This window comes from Tabrizicola aquatica, from assembly GCF_002900975.1.
Taxonomy (GTDB): domain Bacteria; phylum Pseudomonadota; class Alphaproteobacteria; order Rhodobacterales; family Rhodobacteraceae; genus Tabrizicola; species Tabrizicola aquatica.
The window spans coordinates 661,075-685,807 of sequence record NZ_PJON01000001.1; the positions used below are offsets into that span (position 1 = coordinate 661,075).

Below are 24,733 nucleotides of genomic sequence, written 5' to 3' on the forward strand. Positions count from 1 at the left end.
CGGGTGCCGGCCCAGGCACCCGGCTTGGCCCAAGGGTTGCGCGCGCGACGGCTTGGGCCAATACTCGGCCGCAGGTTGATCCCCGGAAGGCGCGACATGGAACATGCAGCCAAGGCCAGTCTCGCCAAAGCCCGGCCCGCAGGTCGCCCGGCCCGGGTCGAACTCTTGGTGGTCGAGCTGATCAACCGTCTGCTGGATGCCGATCCGCAGACGGTGGACGCGCGCATCCAGGAGGTGCTGACCCGGCTGGGCCAGGCCTGCGGGCTGGACCGCACCTTCCTGTTCCGGGTTCGCCCCGACGGAACGCATTACAACAGCCATGAGTGGGTGGCCGAGGGGGTGCAACCGCTGCACGCCGAGATGCAGTCACTGCGCCCCGAGGGACATCCGCTTTGGCACGCGGCCTTCAATGCCGGCCGTTCGGTCGCGGTGCAGAGCCGGGCGGAGGTGCCCGAGGACAGCGCCGAGCGGCAGTTCATGGCGAAGATCGGCATCCACGCCGCGCTGATGGTGCCGCTGATGGATGGCGCACGGCTGATCGGTGTCCTGGGCTATGACAGCCAGACCGAGGAGCGGGCCTGGGACGAGGACGAGCTGTTCCTGCTGACCTCGGTCGCGCGGGCGGTGGCAAGCGTCGTCTTGCGGGCCGAAGCTTCGGCGGCCGAGGCCGCGGCGCTGGCCCATCTGGCAGCGACCCTGCGTGCCCTGCCGGACCTGGTGGTCGAGATCTGCCCGGGCGGCCATATCGCGGCCTGCCACAGCGACAAGCTGCCCTGGCTTTCGGCGCTGGTCCATGCCGGGATCGGACGACATGTGCGCGACGTGATGCCCTATCCCCTGTCCGAAGCCCTGAGCGAACTGGTCCAGACGCCGGCCGGCGCGCGTAGCATCCGCACCCGCCGGGTTGGCGTGTCCACCCTGGTCGCGCCGCATTGGTACGACGTGTCGGTCGCGCCGCTGCCGATGCCCCCGGATGGATCGGCCCCTGGTGTGGTCGCGGTGATCCGGGATCTTTCGGGCAGCCAGACCTCCAGCGAGATGGCCTCCTACCGTGAGGGGCAGTTCACCGCCTTTTTCGAGATGTGCCCGCAGCCGATCCTGCTGAACGACTATGATACCGGCGAGATTCTGGATGCCAACCGGGCGTTCAAGACGACCTTCGGGCTGGACCCGCAGGCCTCGCCCGACCTGCAGGTTCTAAGCATCCTGCCCGATGATGTGGACTGGTTCGTCAAGTTGGCGATTGCCGAGCTGCGCGCCAAGGGCAGTTACGGGCCGGTCGAGGCCTCGCTGCGCCGGGCGGACGGGTCGCGGTTTCCGGCCGTCCTGCGCGGGTTCATGAGCATCGATCCGAACGGGCGCCGCCTGGTCTGGGCGCTGATCGAGGATGTGACCGATCTTCGTGCCCAGGAAGCCGCCCTTCTGGCCGAGCGTGAGGCCCTGCAGGCCACGCGCCGGCGCTTCCTTTCGGCGATCGAGGCGCTGGACGATGGCTTTGCCATCTTTGACGCGCAGGATCGGCTGGTGCTGTGGAACACGCCTTATGTCCGGGTGTTCGGCGGGATTGCCGACCTGATCCGCGAGGGGGCGCTGTACGACGACCTTCTGCGCGCCGCGATCGAGCGCGGGGTCTTTGGGGCTGAGGGCGAGCGTGACGAGGTGGCCCTGCGTCGGCGGTTGGACCGGCCACTGACCGAGGTCTGGGATGGCGAGGACGAACTGGCCGATGGCCGGCTGATCTGGGTCCGCGAACGCGCGACCCCGGCCGCCGAGACGGTCGGGCTTTACGAGGACGTGACGGCCCGACGCCTGGCGGACCGGCGGCTGCAACAGGTGATGGAGGGCGGCGAGGTCGCGGTCTGGGACTGGGACGACGAACAGGGTCTGAGCGCGATGAACGACCGTTGGCGCGCGATGCTGGGGCAGTCGGACAGTCCCCTGGGACCGATGGAGTTGCTGGCGCTGGTGCATCGTGGCGACCTGGCCGCGGTGCATGAAGCCTGGCGCGCGTTGGCCGAGGACGGGGCCGAGCAGTTCGACCTGGTCTGCCGGTTGCGGCATGGCAGCGGCCGCTGGGTCTGGCTTCTGGCACGGGGCAGGGTGCTGGCCCGCCGCGCCGACGGCACGCCGCGGCGCATCTCGGGCGTGACACTGGATATCAGCGCCCGCACCGAGGCCGAGCGCAAGCTGTCACGGGTCATCGACGGGGCGCAGCTTGGCATCTGGGAGCATGACATCCCGCAGGGCCGGACGCTGGTGAACGACCGCTGGGCCGAGATTCTGGGCTATCGCGCGGCCGAGCTGAACCCGCTGCCGCGCGACCGCTGGCTAGCGATGATCCATCCCGACGATGCCGCCGACATGCTGATGCGCGAGGCGCAGGCCTTTGCCTCGGGCATCTGGACCATCCAGCACGAGATGCGCCTGCGCCACCGGGACGGTCACTGGGTCTGGATCCTGTCGCGTGGTCAGGTGATCGACTGGGACTGGTCGGGCCAGCCCTTGCAGATCACCGGCGTGCATATCGACGTCTCAGCCGCCAAGCGGCTGGAGGCGGAACTGGCGCGGGAACGCGACACGCTGGCCAGGATCATGGAAACCTCGGTTTCCGGGATCATCGCGGTGGATGCGACCGGCAAGGTCGTGTTCGTCAACGGAGCCGCCGAACAGGTGCTGGGCCGGCCAGTGGCGCCGGGCGATGACCTGATGGCGCTGATGTGCGAGGCCAAGGTGACCGACCTGGACGGCGTGGCGGTGCCGCCTGATCGGTTGCCCTTCTCGCAGGCGCTGGCCGGGACCACCGGGTTGCATGACCTGCGGCACGCGATCCGCTGGCCCTGCGGCACGCGGCGCGTCGTCTCGGTCAACGCGGCACGGCTTTCGGCGCCGGGGACCGGGCTGGCGGTCGTCTGCTCGTTCACGGACATCACCGCCGCAGTCGAGAATGAGGACCGCCTGCGCACCGCGATGACTGCGGCCGAGACGGCGAACCGCGCCAAGTCGGATTTCCTGGCCGCGATGAGCCACGAGATCCGCACCCCGCTGAACGGCGTCCTGGGCATGGCGCATGTGCTGGACCTGCACCTGTCGGACCCAGACCAGCGCGGGATGCTGCAGGTGATCCGCGAATCGGGCGAGCATCTTCTGGGGGTGATCAACGACATCCTGGACCTGGCGAAGATCGAGGCCGGCCGGCTGACCCTGGTGCCGCGCCCGCTGATGCTGTGTCAGGTGGTGAGCCGGATCGTGCAGTTGCATGCGTTGAAGGCCAGCGAAAAGGGCGTGAAGCTGGTGACGCGCTGCGTCGGCGGGGCCGAGGGTGAGGTGCGAATGGGGGACGAGCAGCGGATCATCCAGATCCTCCACAACCTTCTGGGCAATGCGGTCAAGTTCACCGACCAGGGCGAGATCGTGCTGGAGGTCGACGCCACCTCGTCCGAGCGGACGGTGGTGGTGGTGCGCGATACCGGGATCGGCATGGCCGAGGCCGAGCTGAGCCGGGTGCTGGAGGAATTCACCCAAGGGCAGGGCGGCAACTCGGCCCGGCATGGCGGCACGGGGCTGGGGCTGGCCATCGTGCGCCGACTGGCACGGTTGATGCAGGGCGACATCACGCTGCAGTCGCGTCCAGGCGAGGGGGTGACGGCCCGGGTCGACATCGCCCTGCCGGTCTTGCCCGATGCCCGCGCCGCCGCGCCGCAGCGCACGGTCCCCGAGGTTCCGCCGATGCGGGTTCTGGCGGCCGAGGACAATGCGACCAACCGGATCATCCTGCACAGCATGCTTAAGACGTTGGGCGTGACGGCCGATATCGTGCATTCGGGCGACGCGATGCTGGAGCGTTGGGACCAGGGCTATGACGCGCTGCTACTGGACATCGCCATGCCGGGTCGGGGCGGGATCGAGACGCTGGAGCGGCTGCAGGAAGAGGCGCAGGCGCGCGGGATGACGCTGCCGCCTGCGCTGGCAGTGACGGCCAACGCGATGACGCACCAGATCGAGACCTACCTGGCGCAGGGCTTTACCGCCTGCGTGGCCAAGCCCATCGCCCTGGACCGGCTGGCACAGGCGCTGATCCACTGCCGCGCTGCGGTCGTTTAGCCGTCAAACCGGGTGGGGCCGCGCCGGTGTTCGTCCACCGGCCGGGTCAGCACCACCGCCTGATAGGCGCGCTGGTCGCAGTTGGCGCGCGGACAGATGCGGCAGTTGATCCCGATCGGCACCATGCGGGCACCGGTGACGGTGAAAGCCTCGGCATAGCCGATCTCGGGCGCGTGGTCGATGGTGCAGCCCATGGCGACAGCCAGGCGATTGTCCTGGGCATGGCGAATCCAGGTCGGCCGGTCCACGGTGCGCGAGAAAACGAAATACTGCGATTGATCAGGCATTTCAACGAATTGCGGGACGATCTTCCCAGGGGTTCGAAAGCTGGTATGCACATCCAGCCGCGGACAGGCCCCGCCATATTCGGCCAGGTGAAAGTCGGTGGCATTGAACCGTTTGGTCACATTGCCGCCCTTGTCGATCCGCAGGAAGAAGAAGGGCACACCTTGCGCCCCTTCGCGTTGCAGGGTCGTGGCACGGTGGCAGGCTTGCTCGAAGCTGACCCCGAACCGGGTTGCGATGTGGTCAAGGTCGTATTTGGTGGCCCGCGCCTCGGCCAGGAAGGCGTCGTAGGGCATCAGCACGGCGGCGGCGAAATAGTTTGCCAGTTCCACCCGCAACCGTGCCACGCCGCGCGGGTCACTGATGTCCGACCGGCCGACCAGCGTATCCAGCAGGTCGCGCTGTTCCAGCAGGCCGCACATATGGACAAGCTGGAAGGTGCGGTTGGTGTGATCCAGCGCCTCGGACAGCAGGATCTCGCGCCGGGCCTCGTCATACTGGCGCAGGGTGCCGGGCAAATCCTCGACCCGGGCCAGGCGGACCGAGATGCCCAGACCGTCACGCAGGCGGGACTTCAGGGCGGTGTAGATCTCGTCCTGTTCGACCGGGGCGGACCAGAACCGCTCGGCGGCCTCCTCCAACTCGCGGAAGTGGTTGCGGTGGCGACGAAAAACGGTGTGAACCGCGGCCTCGGGGCTGGAGGCGATGGTCCCGCCGTCGCCTTCGTTGCGCGCCAGGAGCTGGTCGTTCGCCGCCTGCCAGGCGCGGTGCAGCCGCAGGAAGGCAGCGGCCAGGTCGGGGGCGTGGATCAGCGACGCACGCAACTGCGGCAGGTCCGGCCGGGTGTCGAAGATCGGGTCCTGCAGTGCGGCGCGCAGGTCGGCCAGCTGACTTGCCCCATCCTCATCCGCAATCTCACGCCAATCGACCCCGTAGGCCTCGAACAGGCGCAGCATGACCTGAACCGAGATCGAACGTTCGTTGTTCTCCAGCAGGTTCACATAGGAGACGCTGATCCCAAGCCGCCGCGCCATGGCGCCCTGAGTCTCACCCCGCTCCAGCCGCAAGCGGCGAAGGTGGGGGCCGATGAAGGTTTTCTGCATACCGTCGCACACAATCTGGATTTGTCTAATTTACAGTATTACAAAAAACACATTGTGTAAATTCTCGCATTCACAGCGAAACCCGCATTCACTTTGCACAATTTCCAAGCAGTGCCATGCCTGTCCTAACCAACGGAGGATCCCATGCGGACAGGCACCAACACACTTTTCATTCCCGGCCCGACCAACGTGCCGGAGGTCGTGCGGCGCGCGATGAACGTGCCGATGGAGGACCAGCGCGGCCCCGAATTCGGGGGCTTCGTTCTGGACATCCTGGCGGACCTGAAGCGTGTGTTCCGCACTGAAACCGCCCGGGTTATCCTGTATCCCGGATCGGGCACCGGCGCCTGGGAGGCGGCGATCACCAACACGCTGAACCCCGGCGACAAGGTGCTGATGGCGCGGCACGGCCAGTTCTCGACCCTTTGGGCCGAGATGGCCACCCGGCTGGGCCTGGAGGTGGAGTTGATCGACCTGGCCTGGGGTGCGGCCACCCCGGTCAACGAGTTCGCCCGGCGTCTGGCAGCGGATCGCAAGGGCCAGATCAAGGCGGTCTTTGTCACCCATAACGAAACCGCGACGGGCGTCACAAGCGACGTGGCGGGGGTGCGCAAGGCGCTGGACGACTGTTTCCACGATGCGTTGCTGTTCGTCGATGGGGTGTCTTCGGTCGGCTCGATCGACTTCCGCATGGATGACTGGGGCGTCGACCTCGCGGTGACAGGCAGCCAGAAGGGCCTGATGTGCCCGGCGGGTCTGGGTGTGCTGGCGGTGTCGCCAAAGGCGCTGGCGGCGGCCGAGAAGGGCAGGATGAAGCGCGCCTATTTCGAATTCCGCGACTTCGCCATGCTGGCCGACACCGGCTATTTCCCCTACACGCCGCCCGCGCAACTGCTGCACGGGATGCGCGCGGCGCTGGACCGGATCAATGCCGAGGGGCTGGATACCGTCTTGGCCCGCCACGCCCGGTTGGCCGAGGGCGTCCGGCGCGGGGTTGCGGCCTGGGGCCTGCAGATCTGCGCCGAACATGCCTCGATCGCGTCGAACACGGTGACTGCGATCCGGGTGCCGGAAGGGGTGGATGCCCGCGACGTCATCCGTATCGGGTATGAGCGTTACAACACCTCGTTCGGATCGGGTCTGGCGCGGCTGGCGGGCAAGGTTTTCCGCATCGGCCACCTGGGCGACCTGAACGAGGCGATGTGCCTTACCGCCCTGTCGGTGGCCGAAATGGCCCTGGTCGAGGCAGGTGCCGCAGTCGAGTTCGGGTCGGGCGTGGCCGCGGCGCAGGCCTGGTACGCGCAAGGTCGCAGCGTACAGCCTGCCCGCATCGCAGCAGAATAAAGCAAGGGAAACAGACAGATGAGCCACACTCTTCACCCACTGCGCCGGCAGCGTCTGCAACGCTCTGAGCTTGCCGTGCCCTCGTCGAACCCGACGATGATCGACAAGGCCGCCGATAGCGCCGCCGATTACGTCTTTCTGGACCTTGAGGATGCGGTCGCCCCGCCCGAGAAGGAGCAGGCCCGCAAGAACTGCATCCAGGCGTTGAACGACATCGACTGGGCCGCCAAGGGCAAGACGGTCAGTGTCAGGATCAACGGCCTGGACACCCATTACATGTACCGCGACGTGGTCGACGTGATGGAGCAGGCCGGCGACCGGCTTCATACGATCCTGGTGCCAAAGGTGGGCGTGCCGGCCGACCTCTACATGGTCGAGGCGATGGTCAATCAGATCGAGATGGCAAAGGGTTACCGCTCGAAGGTGATGCTGGAGGCCCTGATCGAGACCGCGCTTGGGATGGCCAATGTCGAGGCGATTGCCCAGTCGGCGACGCAACCCGGCAGCCGGCTGGAGGCGATGCACTTCGGGGTGGCCGACTTCGCCGCCAGCATGCGGGCGCGCACGGTGAACATCGGCGGGTTGAACCCGGACTATCCCGGCGACCAGTGGCACGCGGCGATTGCGCGGATGACGACGGCCTGCCGGGCCTTTGGTCTGCGCGCGGTGGATGGCCCGTTCGGCGATTTCTCGGACCCCGAGGGCTACAAGGCCGGCGCGCGCCGGGCGGCGGCGCTGGGGTGCGAGGGGAAATGGGCGATCCATCCCAGCCAGGTGGCCCTTGCCAACGAGGTCTTCAGCCCGACCGAGGCCGAGGTGACCAAGGCGCGCCGGATCATCGCCGAGCTGAAAGCGGCCGAGGCCGCGGGCAAGGGTGCGGCCAGCCTGGACGGCAAGATGATCGACGCGGCCAGCGAGCGCATGGCCAAGAACGTCCTGGTGATCGCCGAGGCCATCGCCGCTGAATAGCAAGGTGGGAAAATTGCCCACCCAACAAACGCTTACGGGAGGAAGCTCATGGACATTCACGAATATCAGGCCAAGGAAATCCTTGCCCGCTTCGGCGTGCCGGTCCCGCGTGGGGGGCTGGCCTACAGCCCAGAACAGGCGGGGTACCGGGCGCGCGAGTTGGGGGGTAGTGCCTGGGTCGTCAAGGCGCAGATCCACTCGGGCGGCCGGGGTGCGGCCGGGGGTGTGAAGCTGTGCCGGGATGAGCATGAGGTGGCCAGCTTCGCCTCGACCCTTTTCGGCAAGCAACTGGTCACCAAGCAGACCGACGCGAGTGGCAAGGGCGTCTACCGACTGTGGGTCGAGGCAGCCTCGGACATCGCGCAAGAGATTTACCTTGGCTTCGTGCTGGACCGGAAGTCCGAGCGGATCATGATCGTCGCCTCGGCCCAGGGTGGAATGGAGATCGAGGACCTGGCTGAAACCGACCCCGAGTCCCTGCGGCGCATGACGATCGACCCCGCCGTCGGCCTGACCGAGTTCCAGGCCCGCGAACTGGCCTTCCAACTGGGCCTGAAGGGCGGACAGATCGCCCAGATGGTGAATATCCTGCGCGCCTGCTATCGCGCCTATCGCGACCTTGACGCGGTGATGGTCGAGATCAACCCGCTGGTGATCACCAAGGGTGGCGACCTGGTGGCGCTGGATGCCAAAATGTCCTTCGACACCAATGCCTTGTTCCGCCGTCCTGATGTGGCTGAACTGCGCGACCGCAGCCAGGAAGACCCGCGGGAATCCACGGCTGGCGACCATGGCCTCAGCTATGTTGGGCTGACCGGGGATATCGGCTGCATCATCAACGGCGCGGGCCTTGCGATGGCCACGATGGACATGATCAAGCTGTCTGGCGGCGAGCCGGCGAATTTCCTGGATATCGGGGGCGGGGCCAGCCCCGAGCGGGTGGTGAAGGCGTTCCAGACCGTGCTGGCCGACCGCAATGTCAGCGTGGTGCTGGTCAACATCTTCGCCGGCATCAACCGCTGCGACTGGGTGGCCGAGGGCGTCGTCACCGCCTATCGCCAGCTGGGCCTGACCCTGCCGGTCATCGTCCGGCTGGCCGGCACCAATGTCGAAGAGGGCCGGAGGATCATCGACGGCTCTGGCCTGCCGCTGATCTCGGCCGACACGCTTGCCGAGGCGGCCATGAAAGCCGTCGCTGCCCGTCCCCGCAAAGCCGCCTGAGGGAGGAACCCATGGCCATTCTGATCACCGAAAAGACCCGCGTCATCGTCCAGGGCATGACCGGCCGCATTGGCGCCTTTCACGCTGCCGACATGATCAAGCACGGCACCAATGTGGTGGGTGGGGTCACGCCGGGACGCGGCGGCGACAGCCACCTGGACCGGCCGCTGTTCAACACTGTCCGTGAGGCGGTCGAGGCGACCGGGGCCGAAGCCTCGCTGGTCTTTGTCCCGCCGCCCTTTGCTGCCGATGCGATCATGGAAGCCGCGGATGCGGGTATCCGCACCGCCGTCTGTGTCACCGACGGGATCCCCAGCCAGGACATGATGCGGGTCAAACGCTTCCTGCGCCGCTACCCCGAGGCGCGGAAGATGCGTCTGATCGGGCCGAACTGCGCCGGGATCATCTCGCCCGGGAAGGGTTTCATGGGGATCATGCCGCCGCATATCTACATGCCGGGTCGGGTCGGGATCGTTGGGCGCTCTGGCACGCTCGGCTATGAGGCGGCAAGCCAGTTGAAGGACCTTGGGATCGGCGTGTCGACCAGCGTCGGGATCGGTGGCGATCCGATCAACGGGTCCAGCTTCAAGGATATCCTGCAACTCTTTGAGAATGATCCGGAAACCGATGCGGTCATGATGATCGGCGAGATCGGTGGCCCCCAAGAGGCCGAGGCCGCCGCCTATGCCCGCGATCACATGAAAAAGCCCGTGGTCGCCTATATCGCCGGCCTGTCGGCACCGAAGGGCAGGAAGATGGGCCATGCGGGGGCGATCATCAGCGCCTTTGGGGAATCGGCGCAGGAGAAGGTCGATATCCTGACCGCAGCCGGCATTGTGGTGGCCCCGAACCCCAGCGCCATGGGCGAGACGATGGCCCGGGTCCTGTCGCTGCGTCAGGCGGCGTGAGAGACGAATTTTCTGCGAAAATTCCGCCTACGCGATCTGTCGGGCCAAGGCGCAGAACTGTTCAAGGCCGATTTCTTCGGCCCGTGCGGTGGGCGGGATGCCCACCGCGTCCAACTGCGCCTCGACCTGTGGTCCCAGACCCTTGAGGCTGGAGCGCAGCATCTTGCGGCGCTGGTTGAAGGCCATCGCAGTTATCCGCTGCAACACACCGAAATCACAGGGAAATCGCGGCTGGGGCAGGGCGGTCAGTTGCACCACGGCGGAATGGACCTTGGGGGCGGGGGTAAACGCCTCGGGCGGAAGGGTCAGCACGATCCGCGCATCGCAACGCCACTGCGCCAGAAGCGCGAGGCGCCCGTAATGGTCGGTCCGGGGTTTGGCGACGATCCGCTCGGCCACTTCCTTCTGGAACATCAGTGTCAGCGAGGACCAGATCGGCGGCCAGACCTTGGGCGAGAGCCAGCGGATCAGAAGTTCGGTTCCGACATTATAGGGCAGGTTGGCCACGATCTTGACCGGGGGCGTCAGATGCGCGGCCAGATCCAGTTCCAGCGCGTCGCCGTGCAGCACAGTCAGCCGTCCCGGATAGGCGGCGGCGATCTCGGCCAGGGCGGGCAGGGTGCGGGCGTCCTTCTCCACCGCTACAACGCGGCGGGCGCCTTCGGCCAGCAGACCCCGGGTCAGCCCGCCCGGGCCGGGGCCGACCTCCAGCACGTCGCAGCCGGTCAGGTCGCCGGCCGAACGCGCGATCTTGGCGGTCAGGTTCAGGTCCAGAAGGAAGTTCTGCCCCAGCTGCTTTTTCGCCACCAGATCATGCGTGCGGATCACGTCGCGCAGGGGCGGCAGGCCGTCGATCGTCCCCACGGGGTCAGCCTTTCATCTTTGCGGAAACATCCCCGCCGGAGGCATCCGACGCATCCGCGCCGCGCGCCGCTGCCATCTCACGCGCCATGCGCAGAGCGGCAAGCAGGCTGGAGGGGTCGGCACTTCCGCGACCGGCGATGTCATAGGCCGTGCCATGGTCGGGCGAGGTGCGCACGAAGGGCAGGCCCAAGGTGACGTTCACGCCGCCGGCAAAGTCGATGGTCTTGATCGGGATCAACGCCTGGTCATGGTAGGCGCAGATGGCCACGTCATAGCCTTTGCGGGCGGCGGCGTGGAACATGGTGTCGGCGGGCAGGGGACCACGGATCGCGAGGCCCTCGGCCGCGAGGCGGGCCACAAGGGGGGCCATCCAGTCCAGTTCCTCGTGCCCCATGGCACCACCTTCGCCGGCGTGGGGGTTCAGGCCGGCGACGGCGATGCGCGGCTTTGGCAGGCCGAAATCCCGTTGCAGCCCGGCGCTGGTGATGCGGATCGTTTCTTCCAGCAGCGCGGGTGTCAGCGCGGCCGGAACCTCGGACAGGGCGATGTGGATCGTGGCCGGGACCACGCGCAACTCCGGGCAGGCAAGCATCATCACCACGCGGTCCACCCCGGCAAGGTGGGCCAGGAATTCGGTATGGCCGGGAAAGGCGAACCCGGCGCCGTCCTTCAGCGCCTTCTTGTGGATCGGCGCGGTGCAGATGGCGGCGGCCTTGCCGGCCTGGACCAGGCGAACGGCCCGCTCGATCACGGTGATCACGCCGGATGCATTGGCGGGGGTGGGCTGGCCGGGGACCGCAGGGGCGGCAAAGTCGTGGCGGAGGACGGCGAGTGCGCCGTCGCCGGGCGCCTCACCCTCGGCCACCTGGCGCCAAGGGGTGCCGGGGGGCAAATGGCGCGGGTCGCCAATCCAGACGAAGCGTTCACCGGCGGCCCAGGCCTTTGCGGCGATCTCGGGGCCAATGCCGGACGGGTCACCGCAGGTCAGGAGCAGCGGGCCGCTCACGGCTCGCGGATGAAGGCGGCGGCGCGAAGCTCTTCCAGATAGCCCTCGGCCAGACCTTCCAGCTTCTGGTTGATCACCGCCTCGCGCACCTGGTCGCGGGTCACCGGCTCTTCGCGGGTCAGCTCGCGGCTGCACAGCATGATCAGGCGGCGGAAACCGTCACGGGCCAGGGCCAGCGAAACCTCACCGGGGTCTAGCCGCGCAAGCTCCAGTCCCACATCGCCGGGCACGTCCCCGGCGGGTTGCTTGGTGATCGTCAGCCGGTCGGCAGGCAGGTCACGGGCCAGGCCGTAAAGGTCATTGCATTCGTCGGCATTGGCGCGGATCCTTGCGATCTCGGCCGGGTCGTCCGAAATCAGGAAATCGGCCCATTCCACGGTCACGGCCAGCGGCTCGGCCGATTGGTCAAGCGCCACGTCGCGCAGCTGGAACAGCACCACCGCGCCGGGGACCGAGACCGGGTCCGAAACCTCGCCCGGGCCAAGGGCCAGCACCGCCGCCCCGATGGCGCCGGGCAGGTTCGCCAGCGGCATCCAGTCCAGACGGCCACCGTTTCCAGCCGTGGGTGCCGCAGAATACTGCCGCGCGGCCGAGGCAAAGCCGCCTTCGCTGGTCACCGTATCCGAAAGTTGCTGGGCCAGCGCCAGCGCGTCCGCCTCGCGACCGGGTTCGGCCGGGATCACCAGTTCCGAGACCAGAACCCGCAGCGCCCGTGGACGCGTTTCCGCGACAAGCGCCCGGTCGATGTCATTCTCGCTGACCGGCACCTGTCCGGCAAAGCGTGCCCGCACCGCCTTGCGCCACAGAAGTCCGGCCGAGACGAAATCGCGGAAGCTTTCCGCCGCGATGCCGACCTTGGCCAGTTCGGCGATCAGACCCTCGGCCGAGAGGTTGGCGCGCGAAGCGAATTCTTCCATCCCCTGCAACAATTCCTGATCGGACAGGCCAAGGCCCAGACGCTCGGCCTCGCTGCGCTGAAGGCGATCCTCTATCAGCGCTTTCAGCGCCTCGTCCTCGGGGTTGCCGGGGGCGCGCAGAACCTGAAGGAACATCGCGCGCTGAGCGATTTCGTATTCCGTGATGACCCGGTCGTTGACGTAAAGCCGGGGGGTGAACAGGTCTTGTGCCAGCGCCGGGCCGGTAAGGGCCAGAATGCAGGCCAAAGCCGTCGCCTGTCGTTTCAGAACCGAAAATGCCATCGCCTCAGCCGTTCTTCCTGTTCCCGCGTGGGTCTGCGCCCGCTGCCTGTCGCCCGATCTATTGCCGGCAGGTCCGTGCCGGTCCAGCGGTCACGCCGCTGCCAAAGCCGACAAGGTCCAGCGACAAGGAGAAATCCGTCGTCGGCGTCACACTAGTGGATGACGTGAACCGACGCGAGAGGGAAACGTCGAAGCGCACGCACTCGTTCAGGAACTCCAGACCCATGCCGGCCACTGTGCCGCGGTCGGCGACAAAGTCGTAGCGGCCCGAGACCTTGGCGGTCCAGTTCGGGTTCAGCTTTCGCCGGGCGTCGAAGGTGATCTCTTGCGTCGGGTCGGGTCGGTTTTCCAGCGGGTCCGCCACCGCCCAGATCAACGAGGAGGCCAGCGCCGTCCGCTCGCCGCTATAGGCAACGCGCGCCTCGCCCTTGGTCAGGGTCAGGTCGTCGTCAAAGACGGTGCGGGCGGTCAGCGCAAGGCCATCGGCGAGGTCGAAGTTGACCGAGGCCAGCCAGTCCGATTGCGATCCGTCCAGGCCGGAGCCGGGACCGAACTGGCCCAGGTCGTCCTTTCGGAAGACGCGGCCCAGGGTGACGCCCATCGACCATCCCGAAGGATCGTGCCGGGTCCAGGTCACGCCAAGATTGGCGCGGGGGCCGCGCTCCACGGCGTCCGAACCGGGGAAGCGGTCCAGCGCAAAGAGGCTGCTTTCATCGAATTCGACCAGCACCGAATCCTCGTTCGGCAGGCTTTCCGCGTCTGACGAGGCCCAGATGACTTGCGCCACCGGCTCGATCACATGGGTGGCGCCGTTTGCCCCGGCCTTGACCCAGGGCCAACGCAACTCGATCCCGGCGTTGCCGTGCGTGCGGGTGGTCTTGCCCTGAAACACGGCGTCCTGCGCGACGCTGTAGGCGTCGGCCGAAGCCTCGCCCAGCACGGTGGCCTCGATACCCAGGGGCAGGATGAAGCTGCGGCGCCAGTCGATCCGGGCGGAAATCCGGGCCAGGTCGCGGCCGTCGGCGATATCGTCGCTGTCCGGGCCGTCCAGCGGGCTGACAGAGCTGCGCCAATGGTTGTGGGTCTGCAGCCGCAACCCGCCCTCGCCGCCCAGCGCCCCCAGCGAGAAGCGGCGGTGGAAGGTCAGGTCCGCCGTAAGTGCGGGCAGGGTGGTGTTGTCTTCGTCGTCGCGCAGGGACTGGAAGCTGATGACGCGGGCCGAGATATGCTCGTTCCGGCGGGTGCGGCTGGCCTCGATCCGGCTGTCCAGGCGGTCCAGGTTGGCGATCCCGTAGTCCAGAAGATAGGCCGGGTCGGTCACGGTCTGGCCCTTGATCGTGAGGCCAAAGTTCAATGGCAGGGTAAAGCTGCCGTCGACGAACAGATAGCCGCGCGGATCACCGGGGATCAGGTCATCGTTGGTGATCGCGCCGTTCAACTCGATCCGGCCGGTGGCAAAGACCTGGCGGTACCGCAGTTCCAGCGTCTGGCTGTCGCGGGTCGTCAGGTAGGGCGTCAGGGTGAGGTCGGACGAAGGCGTCAGTGCGATGAAGTAGGGCAGTTTCAGGCCGGTCCCCAGATCCGAGGTGGTGCGGATCGAGGGCATCAGAAAGCCGGTGGCGCGGTCCAGCGTCGGATCGGGCATCCGCAGGCGCGGGATGTAGAAAACGGGGATGCCGGCCACCCGGAACTGGGCGTTGTCGAAATAGATCTGCCGCTCCACCTCGTCATGGCGCACCTTGCGGGCGCGGATTTCCCACAGGGGCGTGGGGTCGCCGGCACAGACCTTGCAGGACGATGCGGCCACGGTCTCAAGCTCGGTATAGCGGCCCGAGACCCGGGTGATCGTGTTCGCGGCCATCTGCAGCTGACGGTTCAGGACCAAGCGGGCGCTGGTCAGGATACCCTGGGCCAGGTCGGCCTGCAATTCGGCCTGCGAGCCGAGGATGATCACCTCGCCCGAATCCTCGGTCAGGACGATCGGGCCGACGATCTCCAGCCGGTCGGTGGCCTGGTCGAAGATGATGCGCGAGGCTTTCAGCCGGCGTCCCTTGTAGAACACCTCGACATTGCCGTCGGCAATCAGCCGGGTATCGCCGGTGATCTCGATGCTGTCCGAGATCAGCGTGGCCTGTTCCTGTGCGCGGGCGGGCAGGGCCAGGGTCAGGGTCAGCAGCAGGATGGTCAGAAGGCGCGCCATGTCAGCCGTCCTCCAGATGCAAGAGGAGGCCAAGCGAGAGCATCACCGCCGCGACGGGCGGGCTCCAGGCGGCCAGGGCGATGGGGATCTGGCCACTGTCGCCCAAGGCCTGGGCGAAGTTGCGCAGGAAGAAGATGCCAAAGCCGGACAGCATCGCGACCAGCACCATCCGGCCCGTCCCGCCAAAGCGGACGTGGCGCATGGTGAAGCCGGCGGCGACCAGCACCATCGCGGCCATCAGCAGGGGCTGGGCCAGTTCCATCTGGAACCACAGCTTGTAGGCCCGGGCCGAGAAGCCCGCGCGTTCAAGGTCCTGGATGTAGCCGGGCAGGTCCCAGAAGGCGATGGCCGAAGGCGTGCCGAAACTGTCGCGGATGCGTTCCGGCGTCAGGTCCGAGGGCAGCGCCTCGGGCCCCGCGCTGAAGCGCGAGGTCAGTTCCGGGTTGGGGCTGGTCAGATCCCAGGTCTTTGCCCCGGTCAGTTGCCAGGCCCCTTCGATCAGGGCGGCGCGTTCCGCCTCGATCCGGCGCGAGGGCAGGCCCTCGGCGTCGAAGGACAGGAAGGTCACGCCAAAAAGCTGGGTTCCGTCCAGGTTGGCGCGGGCGGCCTGGATGACGGTCTGACCTTCTTCCGCGCCCTGACGCAACCAAAGGCCGGTGTCGGCTACCGACAGGACCGACCCGCCGCCCTGCGACAGCGCGGCGCGGCGGGCGTCATAGGCCTTGGAGGTGGCAGCGACCAGCGGGTTGAACAGCGCCACCATCAGCGCGCCCAGCGCCACCGCCACGACCAGCGGCGTCACCAGAAAGCGCAGGCCGGACCGCCCGGCGGCACGGACCACCACCAGTTCGGACGACCGCGCCAGGCCGAGGAACATCGCGATGGCCGCCATGATCATGATCAGGGGCAGGATGCGATACAGCGTCTCGGGCACGTTCATCAGCGACAGCTGCGCCGCCTGGCCCAGCCCGACCCCGGCATCCGCGAACCGGCGCAACTGCTCGATCATGTCGATCAGCATCAGGATGGCGAAGAAGATCAGAAAGACCCGGCCGACCATGGCTGCGAACCGACGCGCGATGTAGAGGCTAAGCGTCATGCCGCCACCTCTCGCCGCAGGCGGCGCGGCAGTTGCGCCCACCACAACAGAAGGCCCGCCAGAACCACCCCCGAAAGCGGTGCAAGATACAGCGCCGGCCAGGCCGCCACCGATTGCAGGGCAAGGCTGCCGGCCCAGGTCCAGGCCAGCTGCAAGCCGATGATCAGCCCCACCGCCACCGCCATCTGCCGCCAAAGCCCAAAGCGCGAAAAACCGCCCAGCATCAGCGCAGCAAAGCCCAGAAGGGGCGCTGCCACCGCCAAGTGCGGCCCGGCCAGGCGCGAGTGCCCCTCTTCCAGCATCTGCGCGCGGCTGGCCCCCGTCGCCGTCTGCGCCGCTGCGTCAGCCAAGAGCAACGCCGGTGTGGACAAGGTTTCGGTCGGCACCGCGGCTGAGGCACCCATGTCCACGAGGCCCGCAAGGTCCAGGGTAAAGTCGGAAAAGCGCGTGACCGACAGGCGGCCGCTGGTCCGGTCCAGGTTCTGGGTCGACCCTTCGACCATCACCAGCTTCGGTGCCACATCGCCCCGAACAAGAAACGCCTTGCGCGCGGTATGCACCAGACGCTCGCCCGGAGCGCGTTCGTCCGACAGGAACACATCCAGCAATTCACCCGCCGGGGTGATTTCGCGGATGTACAAGGTGATGCCTTTGGTCGGATGCATGAACTGCCCGGCGTTCAGGAAGCGTGCGGTCACGTTCTGCGAAATCTCGGCGCTGCGGGCGGTGAGGGTGCGCTGGCTGGCCGGGACCAGGACATTGGTCAGCACCAGCTGCATCGCCATGACGCAAAGGCCGAAATACAGGACCGGCCGCGCCAGCCGGAAGGCGGAAAAGCCGGTGGCCTGCATCACCACCAACTCGCTTTCCTGCATCAGCCGGTTGACGACATAGACCGTCGCTGCAAAGGCGGCGACCGGCAGCACCAGGCGCACGGCATTGGGCAGGGTCAGCAGGCTGAATTCCAGGAACACCAGGGCGGACTGGCCGTCGCCGATCAGCTGATCGAACAGGCCCACGGCCCGGTTGACCCAGTAGACCGCCACCAGGACCAGCGCGAAAAAGCCGAACAACTGAAGCAGTTGCGACAGGAGATATCTGTCGAATCTGGACACTTGCCTGCCGGCCCCCACAATATGTTGCGATGACCCTAGCGGAATTCACCAGCCGCGAAAACTGCTATCTGGCCAATTGCCGGGGCCGGTTGTAGCTTCCGGGCGAAGCCTTGCCGAGTATGGCAGACCAGCCCCCAAACGCGAGAGAATGATGCCCCAGCCCCTGCCGATCCAGTTCCTTGCCCCCGACCTTGACGCGCTGGCCACCCAACCCGGCCGGATCGCCGTCCTGGCCGAGCCTGACCAGACCCCCTCGGCCGGGTTCCGCAAGCTGGATCGGCTGACCAAGGGCGCGCTGACCCGGGCCGTCGCCTCGACCGCCTTCGGCAAGCTGAAGCCGGGGGATGCGATGGATCTGGCCTGGCCCACGGGCCTGCAAGCCGAAGCGGTGCAGATCCTGCGCCTGCCGAAGCGGGCCGATCAGCAGCAGGCGCGCAAGGCGGGCGCGGCTGTGGGCAAGGCGCATGGCGCTGCCGCGACGCTGGTTCTGGCCGAGGGGCACCCCCGGGCCGCCGACATCGCCTTTGGCCTGGCGCTGCGGGCCTATGCCTTCGACACCCACAAGACCGGCGAGAAAAAGCCGCGCGGCCCGGTCAGTCTGGCCGTGACCAACCCCGAGGCCGTGGCGCGCACCGCAGCCCCGATGGCCGCGGTCGCCGAGGGCGTGTTCTTCACTCGCGACCTGGTGAACGAGCCTGCGAACGTGCTGACCACCAGCGACTTTGCCGCCCGGCTGGCCGCCATGCAGGAACTTGGCCTGCAGGTCGAGATCCTGGAGGAAGACGAACTTCGCCGTCTTGGCATGGGCGCGCTCTTGGGCGTGGGGCAGGGGTCCGAAAGCCCCTCGAAGGTCGTTGTCATGCAGTGGAACGGCGGCGGCGGCGAGGCGCCTTTCGCGCTGATCGGCAAGGGCGTGGTATTCGACACCGGCGGCATCTCGATCAAGCCGGCGGGTGGCATGGAAGACATGACGATGGACATGGGCGGCGCCGGGGTCGTGGCGGGCGTGATGCGCACGCTTGCCCTGCGCAAGGCGAAGGCAAACGTGGTTGGCCTGGTCGGCCTGGTCGAGAACATGCCCGATGGCAAGGCGCAGCGCCCGGGCGATGTGGTCAAGTCGATGAAGGGCGACACGATCGAGGTGATCAACACCGACGCCGAGGGCCGGCTCGTGCTGGCCGATGTGCTTTGGTACGCGCAGGAACGCTTCAAGCCCGTGGGCATGATCAACCTGGCCACCCTGACCGGCGCGATCATCATCGCGCTGGGGCATGAGAATACCGGCGTCTTCTCGAACAACGACGACCTGTGCAACGCCTTCCTGTCTGCCGCCAAGGCGGAGGGCGAGGGCGCCTGGCGGATGCCGATGGGTGAGGCCTATGACGAAAAGCTGAAATCCCGGGTTGCCGACATGATGAACGTCGGCGGCCGCGACGGCGGCGCGATCACGGCGGCGCAGTTCCTGGCCCGGTTCGTCAAGCCCGAGGTCCCATGGTGCCACCTCGACATCGCAGGGACGGCGCTGCTGAAGTCCGATTCGATGCTGGCACCCAAGGGGGCGACCGGCTGGGGCGTGATGACGCTGGACCGGCTGATCCGCGACCGGTTCGAAGGGTGAGGCTCCTCCCTCGCTGCGCGTCGGTCCTCGCACAGGGGCGACGCCAGCGAAGAGCGGTCGCAGACAAAGCGATGAGCGGACCCGAAAGGCGCGCGCCATGGGCACGGTGATGTTCTACCACCTGATCCGGTCCAGCCCGGCTGACCTGCTGGCGGTGAACCTGCCGCGTGCGCTGGCGCAAGGCTGGCGGGTGTCGGTCCGCGGAACCGACCCCACGGCGCTGGAGCGGCTGGATGGCCAGCTCTGGCTTGCGGGCGGTGACGACAGCTTTCTGCCGCATGGCCTGGAAGGCGGCCCGCAGGACGGCGACCAGCCGGTACTTCTGTGTCGGGGGCCAGCGGCAAACGGTGCGAAGGTGCTGGCCCTGGTGGATGGGGCGGTCGCTGATGATGCCGAGATCGCCGGGATGGAGCGGGTCTGGATACTGTTCGATGCGGGCGACCCGGACCTTGTGCAGGCGGCGCGCAACCAGTGGAAGGCTGTTATCGCAGCCGGTCACGCCGCCCAATACTGGTCTGACGAGACGGGTCGCTGGGAAAAGAAGGCCGAAAGCGCCCCGCGCCCGATCTAGCCTGCAACCTGGGCTGGATAACCCGCCGCGGCCAAGGCGGCCAGGACCTCGGCCGGTGCGGCGCTGTCGGCAACGTCCACCCGACGGGCGGACAAGTCGACCTGTACCGCGCCGATCCCTGGCACGGCGGCCAGCGCGGCCTCTACCGTGGCCTTGCAATGGCCGCAGCTCATGTCGGGAATCGAGTAGGTGGTCATGTCGCCAGTTCCTTGTCTGTATGTCAGATGTGCCGTGCGCCCTGCCACGTCAACCCCTCTGAACACGGCCCGTTCATCGTCGGGTGGCCGGTTTTCTGCTCATCTGCGTCGGCATCCGCTTTTCCTTTGACAGCATGACCTTGTGGATGGCACCACATCCAAAGCGGTTTGAATCTGCGGATAATGACCGATGTCTGAAAAAATTTGCAGTGGACAGGGCCGATGTTTGCGGTAACACGAAAGCGGTTTGAGACCTGTTACACCGGCCTGGGGCCGACTGTTCGCTTGACCGCCGCCCTGCGACGCTTAGGCTTTGGGAAGGAATGAAGTGCTGGACAAATCCGTGACCGACCTGAGCGTTACCCCGAATCTTCTGCAGGCCGACATCCTGCGTCATCTGACCTTCACGGTGGGCAAGGATGCCCCGCACGCCTCCGTCCACGACTGGCGTCTGGCCCTGTCGCACGCCATCCGCGACCGGATCGTGGAGCCCTGGTTCGCCTCGACCCGTCGCACCTGGGCCGAGGACCGCAAGCGTGTCTACTACCTGTCGATGGAATTCCTGATCGGTCGCATCCTTGAGGACGCGACGATCAACCTGGGCCTTTACGACGCCGCAAACGAGGCGATGGCCGCCGTGGGAGTGGACCTGCGCGCCGTGATCGACGACGAGCCGGACGCAGCCTTGGGCAACGGCGGGCTCGGCCGACTTGCGGCCTGCTTCATGGAGTCGATGGCGACGCTGGGCTGTCCGGCCTATGGCTATGGCATCCGCTATGAACACGGCCTGTTCCGCCAGCACTTCGATCACGGCCGGCAAATCGAGACACCCGAGAACTGGCTGGCCCAGGCCCATCCCTGGGAATTCTCGCGCCCGGAAAGCGCCTATACCGTGGGCTTCAAGGGTCACGTCGAGACCCGCGACGGCCGCGAGGTCTGGGTGCCGCAGGAAACCGTAACGGCCGAGGCTTATGATACTCCGGTCGTCGGCTGGCAGGGCAAATGGGCCAATACCTTGCGGCTGTGGGGGGCGAAGGGGACGACGAACTTCGACCTCGAACGCTTCAACCGGGGGGATTACACCGCCGCCGCGGAACCCGAGACCCTGGCCCGGACGTTGTCCCGCGTGCTTTATCCCGACGACACCACATATCAGGGCAAGGAACTGCGCCTGAAGCAGGAGTTCTTCCTGACCTCCGCCGCGCTGCAGGACATCCTGCGCCGCTTCCTGTCGACGCACAGCGACCTGCGCGCCCTGCCGCGGCATGTGGCGATCCAGATGAACGACACGCACCCGGCCATCGCCGGGCCCGAACTGGTCCGGCTTCTGTCCGACGACCACGGCCTGCCCTTCGACGAGGCGCTGACCATCGCGCGGGCCTGCCTGGGCTATACCAACCACACCTTGTTGCCGGAAGCCCTTGAAAAATGGGCGACTTTCACCTTTGGCAACGTCCTGCCGCGCCATATGCAGATCGTCGAGCGGATCGACAGCTGGCACCGCCGCGCCTATCCGAACCGGCCGCATTACGTCGGCATCGTCAAGCACCAGGAAGTGCGGATGGGCGAGCTGGCCTTTATCATGTCGCACAAGGTCAACGGCGTCTCGGCGCTGCATTCGGACCTGGTGAAGAAGAACCTCTTCCCCGAGTTGAACGGGCTGCATCCCGGCCGGATCATCAACCAGACCAATGGCGTGACGCCCCGCCGCTGGCTGCGGATGGCGAACCGGCCGCTCTCCACGCTGATCACCGCGACCATTGGTGCGGGCTGGGAGGCCGACCTTGACCGGCTGAAGGGGCTGGAGCCGCATGTTCCGGACGCGGGCTTCCGCGAGGCCTTTGCTGCCGCCAAGCGCGAGAACAAGGGGCACCTGTCGAACTGGATCGGTCGCGAGATGGGGATTTCCGTCTCGCCCGATGCCTTGTTCGACGTGCAGATCAAGCGGATTCACGAATACAAGCGGCAGCTTCTCAACATCCTGGAAACCATCGCCCACTGGCAGCGCATCCGCGCGAACCCGACCGCCGGCTGGGTGCCCCGGGTGAAGATCTTTGGCGGAAAGGCCGCGCCGGGTTATGCGGTCGCAAAGGAAATCATCCGGCTTATCAATGATGTGGCCGAGGTTGTTAACAACGACCCCGTCACCTGCGATCTGCTGAAGATCGTCTATCCGCCGAACTACAACGTCACCATGGCCGAGCGGGTCATTCCTGCGGCGGACCTGTCCGAACAGATCTCGACCGCCGGGAAAGAGGCGTCGGGCACCGGGAACATGAAGTTCATGATGAACGGCGCGCCCACCATCGGCACGCTGGACGGCGCCAATGTGGAAATCCTGCAGGAAGTCGGCGCCGAGAACTTCTTCCTGTTCGGCCTGACCGCCGACGAGGTGGCGAAGCGGCGCGAAGATCCCGAACATGCCCGCAAGGCGATCGAGGCCAGCCAACCCCTGATGGATGTGCTGCAGATGATCGCCGAGGGGCGGTTCTCGCCCGATGATCCGGGCCGCTATCACGGTCTGGTGCATCGGGTCTGGCACCACGACTACTTCCTTGTCGCTTCGGACTTCGACGCCTACCACGCCGCGCAGGGCGAGGTGGACCGTGCCTATGCCGATCCGCTGCGCTGGTGGAAGATGGCGGCCCTCAACACCGCCCGGAGCGGGTTCTTTTCATCCGACCGGACCATCCGCAGCTACATGGACGAAATCTGGCAGGCGACATCTGCCCTTTGACGGGCATTGGGAGGGGGAAGCATGGCCGAGACGACATTGGACCGTGACGCGGCCGAAGCCATCGCCGGCGGCTGGCACGGCGACCCCTTCTCGGTGCTGGGACCGCACAAGCTGGCCTCGGGCTGGGAGGTGCGCGCCTTTGTGCCCGGCGCGGATCGGTTGTGGGTGATCACGGGCAAGGCGGAGGCCGAAGCGGTGCCCTATCCCGGGATACCCGGCCTCTTCACCTATGCCATGGGGCGGAAGGCCAACTACGGGTTCCGCGCTGAAGGGCATGGAAACACGTGGGAATTCGACGATGCCTACCGCTTTGGCCCCGTGCTTGGCGAGATGGACGAATACCTTCTGGGCGAAGGCACGCACCGCCGTCTGTGGCAGGCGCTTGGCGCGCATGTGATGGTGCATGAAGGCGTGCAGGGCGTGCATTTCGCCGTCTGGGCGCCCAATGCCGAACGGGTCAGTGTCGTCGGCGATTTCAACGTCTGGGACGGGCGGCGCAATCCGATGCGCCGGCGCGGCGCGACGGGGGTGTGGGAGATCTTTATTCCCGGCCTGGGCGAGGGCACGGTCTACAAGTACGAACTCAAGGGCCCCGGCGGCGCGGTCCTGCCGCTGAAGGCCGATCCGGTCGGGTTCGGCTCTGAACATCCGCCGGCAAATGCCTCGGTCGTAAGGACAATCCGGGGCGACTGGCAGGATGCGGGCTGGATGGAGACGCGCGCTGCAAAGCACGCGATTGACGCGCCGATCAGCGTCTACGAGGTGCATCTGGGGTCATGGCGGCGGGCGCCCGGCGACCGGATGCTGAGCTATCTGGAATTGGCCGAGCAACTGGTCGATTACGTTGCCGACATGGGCTTCACCCATATCGAATGCCTGCCGGTCAGCGAGTTTCCCTTCGACGGCTCCTGGGGGTATCAGCCGGTCGGCATGTTCGCCCCCACGATCCGCCACGGCACGCCCGAAGAGTTTCGCGCCTTTGTCGATGCCGCACACCGGCGCGGGCTGGGCGTGATCCTGGACTGGGTGCCGGGCCATTTCCCGACCGACCCGCACGGTCTGGGCCGCTTCGACGGCACCGCGCTTTATGAACATGAGGACCCGCGCGAGGGGTTTCACCAGGACTGGAACACGCTGATCTACAACTATGGCCGGGTGGAGGTGAAGAACTACCTTGTCTCCAACGCCTTGTATTGGTTGGAGGAATACCACATTGACGGCCTTCGGGTCGATGCGGTGGCCTCGATGCTGTACCGCGACTACAGCCGCAAGCATGGCGAATGGATCCCGAACAAGGACGGCGGCCGCGAGAATTATGAGGCGATCGACGTCCTGCGCACGACGAACATCACCGCTTACGGCGAAGTGCCCGGCATCATGACCATCGCCGAGGAGTCGACGGCCTTTCCGGGCGTCAGCCGACCGGCGAACTGGGGCGGCCTGGGCTTTGGCTTCAAGTGGAACATGGGCTGGATGAACGACACCCTGTCCTACATGGAGAAGGACCCGATCTACCGGAAGTACCACCACGGCCAGATGACCTTTGGCCTGGTCTATGCCTGGTCGGAAAACTACATCCTGCCGATTTCCCATGACGAGGTCGTGCATGGGAAAGGCTCCATGCTGGCCAAGATGCCCGGCACCGGCTGGGAGAAGTTCGCCAACTTGCGCGCCTATTACGGGTTCATGTGGGCGCATCCGGGCAAGAAACTGCTCTTCATGGGTCAGGAATTCGCCCAGGGGGCCGAGTGGAACCACAACCAAAGCCTGGACTGGCACCAGCTGGACCTGGCCGAACACCGCGGCGTGCAGCGTCTGGTGCGCGACCTGAACCGGCTTTACCGCGAAACCCCCGCGCTTCATGTCAATGACTGCCGGACCGAGGGCTTCGACTGGATCGAGGCACATGATGCCGAGGCCGGGGTCTTTTCCTGGGTGCGCAAGGGGCGCGACGGCGACCGACCGGTGGTCGCGGTGGTCAACATGACGCCGCTGGACCGCAGCTACCGGCTGGGCCTGCCGCAAGCGGGGACCTGGCGCGAAATCCTGAACACCGATGCCGAGGTTTACGGCGGGGGCAACCGTGGCAACCTGGGAGGGGTAGCCACGGAAAAGACGCCCTGGCACGGCCAGACGCAATCGGCGCTTGTCACGCTGCCGCCGCTGTCGGCAGTCTATCTGCAACAGGACTGAACA

At 66.7% G+C, this 24,733-nt stretch carries 17 protein-coding genes; 9 read left to right on the top strand and 8 right to left on the bottom strand.

The window, feature by feature from the left end; genetic code table 11:
* Positions 1-96: 96 nt before the first annotated feature.
* Positions 97-4,101: a PAS domain S-box protein gene (locus CXR42_RS19850; protein WP_103256060.1), complete on the top strand. Its 4,005-nt coding sequence runs from the start codon at positions 97-99 to the stop codon at positions 4,099-4,101.
* Here CXR42_RS19850 and CXR42_RS03255 read toward each other — a convergent pair.
* Positions 4,098-5,489 carry a helix-turn-helix domain-containing protein gene (locus tag CXR42_RS03255; protein WP_103256061.1) on the bottom strand — a complete coding sequence of 464 codons (1,392 nt, stop codon included), beginning with the start codon at positions 5,487-5,489 and terminating at the stop codon, positions 4,098-4,100. The two genes, CXR42_RS19850 and CXR42_RS03255, sit on opposite strands and share 4 nt — an antisense overlap.
* A 144-nt stretch (positions 5,490-5,633) precedes the next feature.
* Between CXR42_RS03255 and CXR42_RS03260 the strand changes: the two genes are divergently transcribed.
* The 4 genes from CXR42_RS03260 to sucD are packed head-to-tail and all read left to right on the top strand — an operon-like array spanning position 5,634 to position 9,931.
* A complete protein-coding gene (locus CXR42_RS03260; protein ID WP_103256062.1) occupies positions 5,634-6,833 on the top strand; it encodes a pyridoxal-phosphate-dependent aminotransferase family protein in 1,200 nt (399 codons plus the stop codon).
* An 18-nt stretch (positions 6,834-6,851) separates the two neighbouring features.
* Complete coding sequence (locus CXR42_RS03265) at positions 6,852-7,802, top strand: HpcH/HpaI aldolase/citrate lyase family protein (protein ID WP_103256063.1); 951 nt, start codon at positions 6,852-6,854, stop codon at positions 7,800-7,802.
* Between the two features lie 48 nt (positions 7,803-7,850).
* The gene (locus CXR42_RS03270) at positions 7,851-9,023 is read left to right on the top strand and encodes a malate--CoA ligase subunit beta (RefSeq protein ID WP_103256064.1); all 1,173 of its coding nucleotides are present in this window, start codon (positions 7,851-7,853) and stop codon (positions 9,021-9,023) included.
* An 11-nt stretch (positions 9,024-9,034) separates the two neighbouring features.
* Entirely contained in the window at positions 9,035-9,931 is an 897-nt protein-coding gene (gene sucD, locus CXR42_RS03275) for a succinate--CoA ligase subunit alpha (protein WP_103256065.1), read from the top strand.
* A gap of 27 nt (positions 9,932-9,958) precedes the next feature.
* Here the strand turns inward: sucD and rsmA are convergent, their stop codons facing one another.
* The 6 genes from rsmA to lptF are packed head-to-tail and all read right to left on the bottom strand — an operon-like array spanning position 9,959 to position 17,414.
* On the bottom strand, positions 9,959-10,795 hold the full coding sequence (gene rsmA / locus CXR42_RS03280) for a 16S rRNA (adenine(1518)-N(6)/adenine(1519)-N(6))-dimethyltransferase RsmA (RefSeq protein ID WP_103256066.1): 837 nt from the start codon (positions 10,793-10,795) through the stop codon (positions 9,959-9,961).
* 4 nt (positions 10,796-10,799) lie between these two features.
* Positions 10,800-11,801, bottom strand: coding sequence for a 4-hydroxythreonine-4-phosphate dehydrogenase PdxA (gene pdxA, locus CXR42_RS03285; RefSeq protein ID WP_103256067.1), 1,002 nt, complete (start codon positions 11,799-11,801; stop codon positions 10,800-10,802).
* The gene (locus CXR42_RS03290; protein ID WP_103256068.1) at positions 11,798-13,000 is read right to left on the bottom strand and encodes a peptidylprolyl isomerase; all 1,203 of its coding nucleotides are present in this window, start codon (positions 12,998-13,000) and stop codon (positions 11,798-11,800) included. Before CXR42_RS03290 ends, pdxA begins: the two co-directional genes overlap by 4 nt.
* A gap of 58 nt (positions 13,001-13,058) precedes the next feature.
* A complete protein-coding gene (locus CXR42_RS03295) occupies positions 13,059-15,200 on the bottom strand; it encodes an LPS-assembly protein LptD (protein WP_103256069.1) in 2,142 nt (713 codons plus the stop codon).
* A gap of 1 nt (position 15,201) precedes the next feature.
* Complete coding sequence (gene lptG / locus CXR42_RS03300) at positions 15,202-16,299, bottom strand: LPS export ABC transporter permease LptG (protein ID WP_103256070.1); 1,098 nt, start codon at positions 16,297-16,299, stop codon at positions 15,202-15,204.
* Positions 16,296-17,414 (bottom strand): LPS export ABC transporter permease LptF, encoded by a 1,119-nt coding sequence (gene lptF / locus CXR42_RS03305; protein WP_103256071.1) that lies wholly within the window; start codon positions 17,412-17,414, stop codon positions 16,296-16,298. The genes lptG and lptF overlap by 4 nt, the downstream gene beginning before the upstream one ends.
* Before the next feature lie 151 nt (positions 17,415-17,565).
* Between lptF and CXR42_RS03310 the strand changes: the two genes are divergently transcribed.
* The gene (locus CXR42_RS03310) at positions 17,566-19,032 is read left to right on the top strand and encodes a leucyl aminopeptidase (RefSeq protein ID WP_103256998.1); all 1,467 of its coding nucleotides are present in this window, start codon (positions 17,566-17,568) and stop codon (positions 19,030-19,032) included.
* A 97-nt stretch (positions 19,033-19,129) separates the two neighbouring features.
* Positions 19,130-19,603, top strand: coding sequence for a DNA polymerase III subunit chi (locus CXR42_RS03315; RefSeq protein WP_103256072.1), 474 nt, complete (start codon positions 19,130-19,132; stop codon positions 19,601-19,603).
* Here the strand turns inward: CXR42_RS03315 and CXR42_RS03320 are convergent.
* Positions 19,600-19,800, bottom strand: a complete 201-nt coding sequence (locus CXR42_RS03320) for a heavy-metal-associated domain-containing protein (protein ID WP_103256073.1) — start codon at positions 19,798-19,800, stop codon at positions 19,600-19,602. The genes CXR42_RS03315 and CXR42_RS03320 overlap by 4 nt on opposite strands.
* A 343-nt stretch (positions 19,801-20,143) precedes the next feature.
* Here CXR42_RS03320 and CXR42_RS03325 point away from each other — a divergent pair, with 343 nt between their 5' ends.
* Together CXR42_RS03325 and glgB are read left to right on the top strand one after the other, a co-directional pair.
* Positions 20,144-22,537, top strand: a complete 2,394-nt coding sequence (locus CXR42_RS03325; RefSeq protein ID WP_103256999.1) for a glycogen/starch/alpha-glucan phosphorylase — start codon at positions 20,144-20,146, stop codon at positions 22,535-22,537.
* A 21-nt stretch (positions 22,538-22,558) separates the two neighbouring features.
* Complete coding sequence (glgB, locus tag CXR42_RS03330) at positions 22,559-24,730, top strand: 1,4-alpha-glucan branching protein GlgB (RefSeq protein WP_103256074.1); 2,172 nt, start codon at positions 22,559-22,561, stop codon at positions 24,728-24,730.
* The last annotated feature ends 3 nt before the right edge of the window (positions 24,731-24,733 follow it).

Coding starts and splice junctions, on each gene's coding strand:
- glgB (WP_103256074.1), top strand. CDS start 22,559: ATGGCCGAGACGACATTGGACCGTGACGCGGCCGAAGCCATCGCCGGC.
- CXR42_RS03315 (WP_103256072.1), top strand. CDS start 19,130: ATGGGCACGGTGATGTTCTACCACCTGATCCGGTCCAGCCCGGCTGAC.
- CXR42_RS03320 (WP_103256073.1), bottom strand. CDS start 19,800: ATGACCACCTACTCGATTCCCGACATGAGCTGCGGCCATTGCAAGGCC.
- CXR42_RS03255 (WP_103256061.1), bottom strand. CDS start 5,489: ATGCAGAAAACCTTCATCGGCCCCCACCTTCGCCGCTTGCGGCTGGAG.
- CXR42_RS03265 (WP_103256063.1), top strand. CDS start 6,852: ATGAGCCACACTCTTCACCCACTGCGCCGGCAGCGTCTGCAACGCTCT.
- CXR42_RS03260 (WP_103256062.1), top strand. CDS start 5,634: ATGCGGACAGGCACCAACACACTTTTCATTCCCGGCCCGACCAACGTG.
- CXR42_RS19850 (WP_103256060.1), top strand. CDS start 97: ATGGAACATGCAGCCAAGGCCAGTCTCGCCAAAGCCCGGCCCGCAGGT.
- CXR42_RS03290 (WP_103256068.1), bottom strand. CDS start 13,000: ATGGCATTTTCGGTTCTGAAACGACAGGCGACGGCTTTGGCCTGCATT.
- sucD (WP_103256065.1), top strand. CDS start 9,035: ATGGCCATTCTGATCACCGAAAAGACCCGCGTCATCGTCCAGGGCATG.
- CXR42_RS03310 (WP_103256998.1), top strand. CDS start 17,566: ATGCCCCAGCCCCTGCCGATCCAGTTCCTTGCCCCCGACCTTGACGCG.
- lptG (WP_103256070.1), bottom strand. CDS start 16,299: ATGACGCTTAGCCTCTACATCGCGCGTCGGTTCGCAGCCATGGTCGGC.
- CXR42_RS03270 (WP_103256064.1), top strand. CDS start 7,851: ATGGACATTCACGAATATCAGGCCAAGGAAATCCTTGCCCGCTTCGGC.
- CXR42_RS03295 (WP_103256069.1), bottom strand. CDS start 15,200: ATGGCGCGCCTTCTGACCATCCTGCTGCTGACCCTGACCCTGGCCCTG.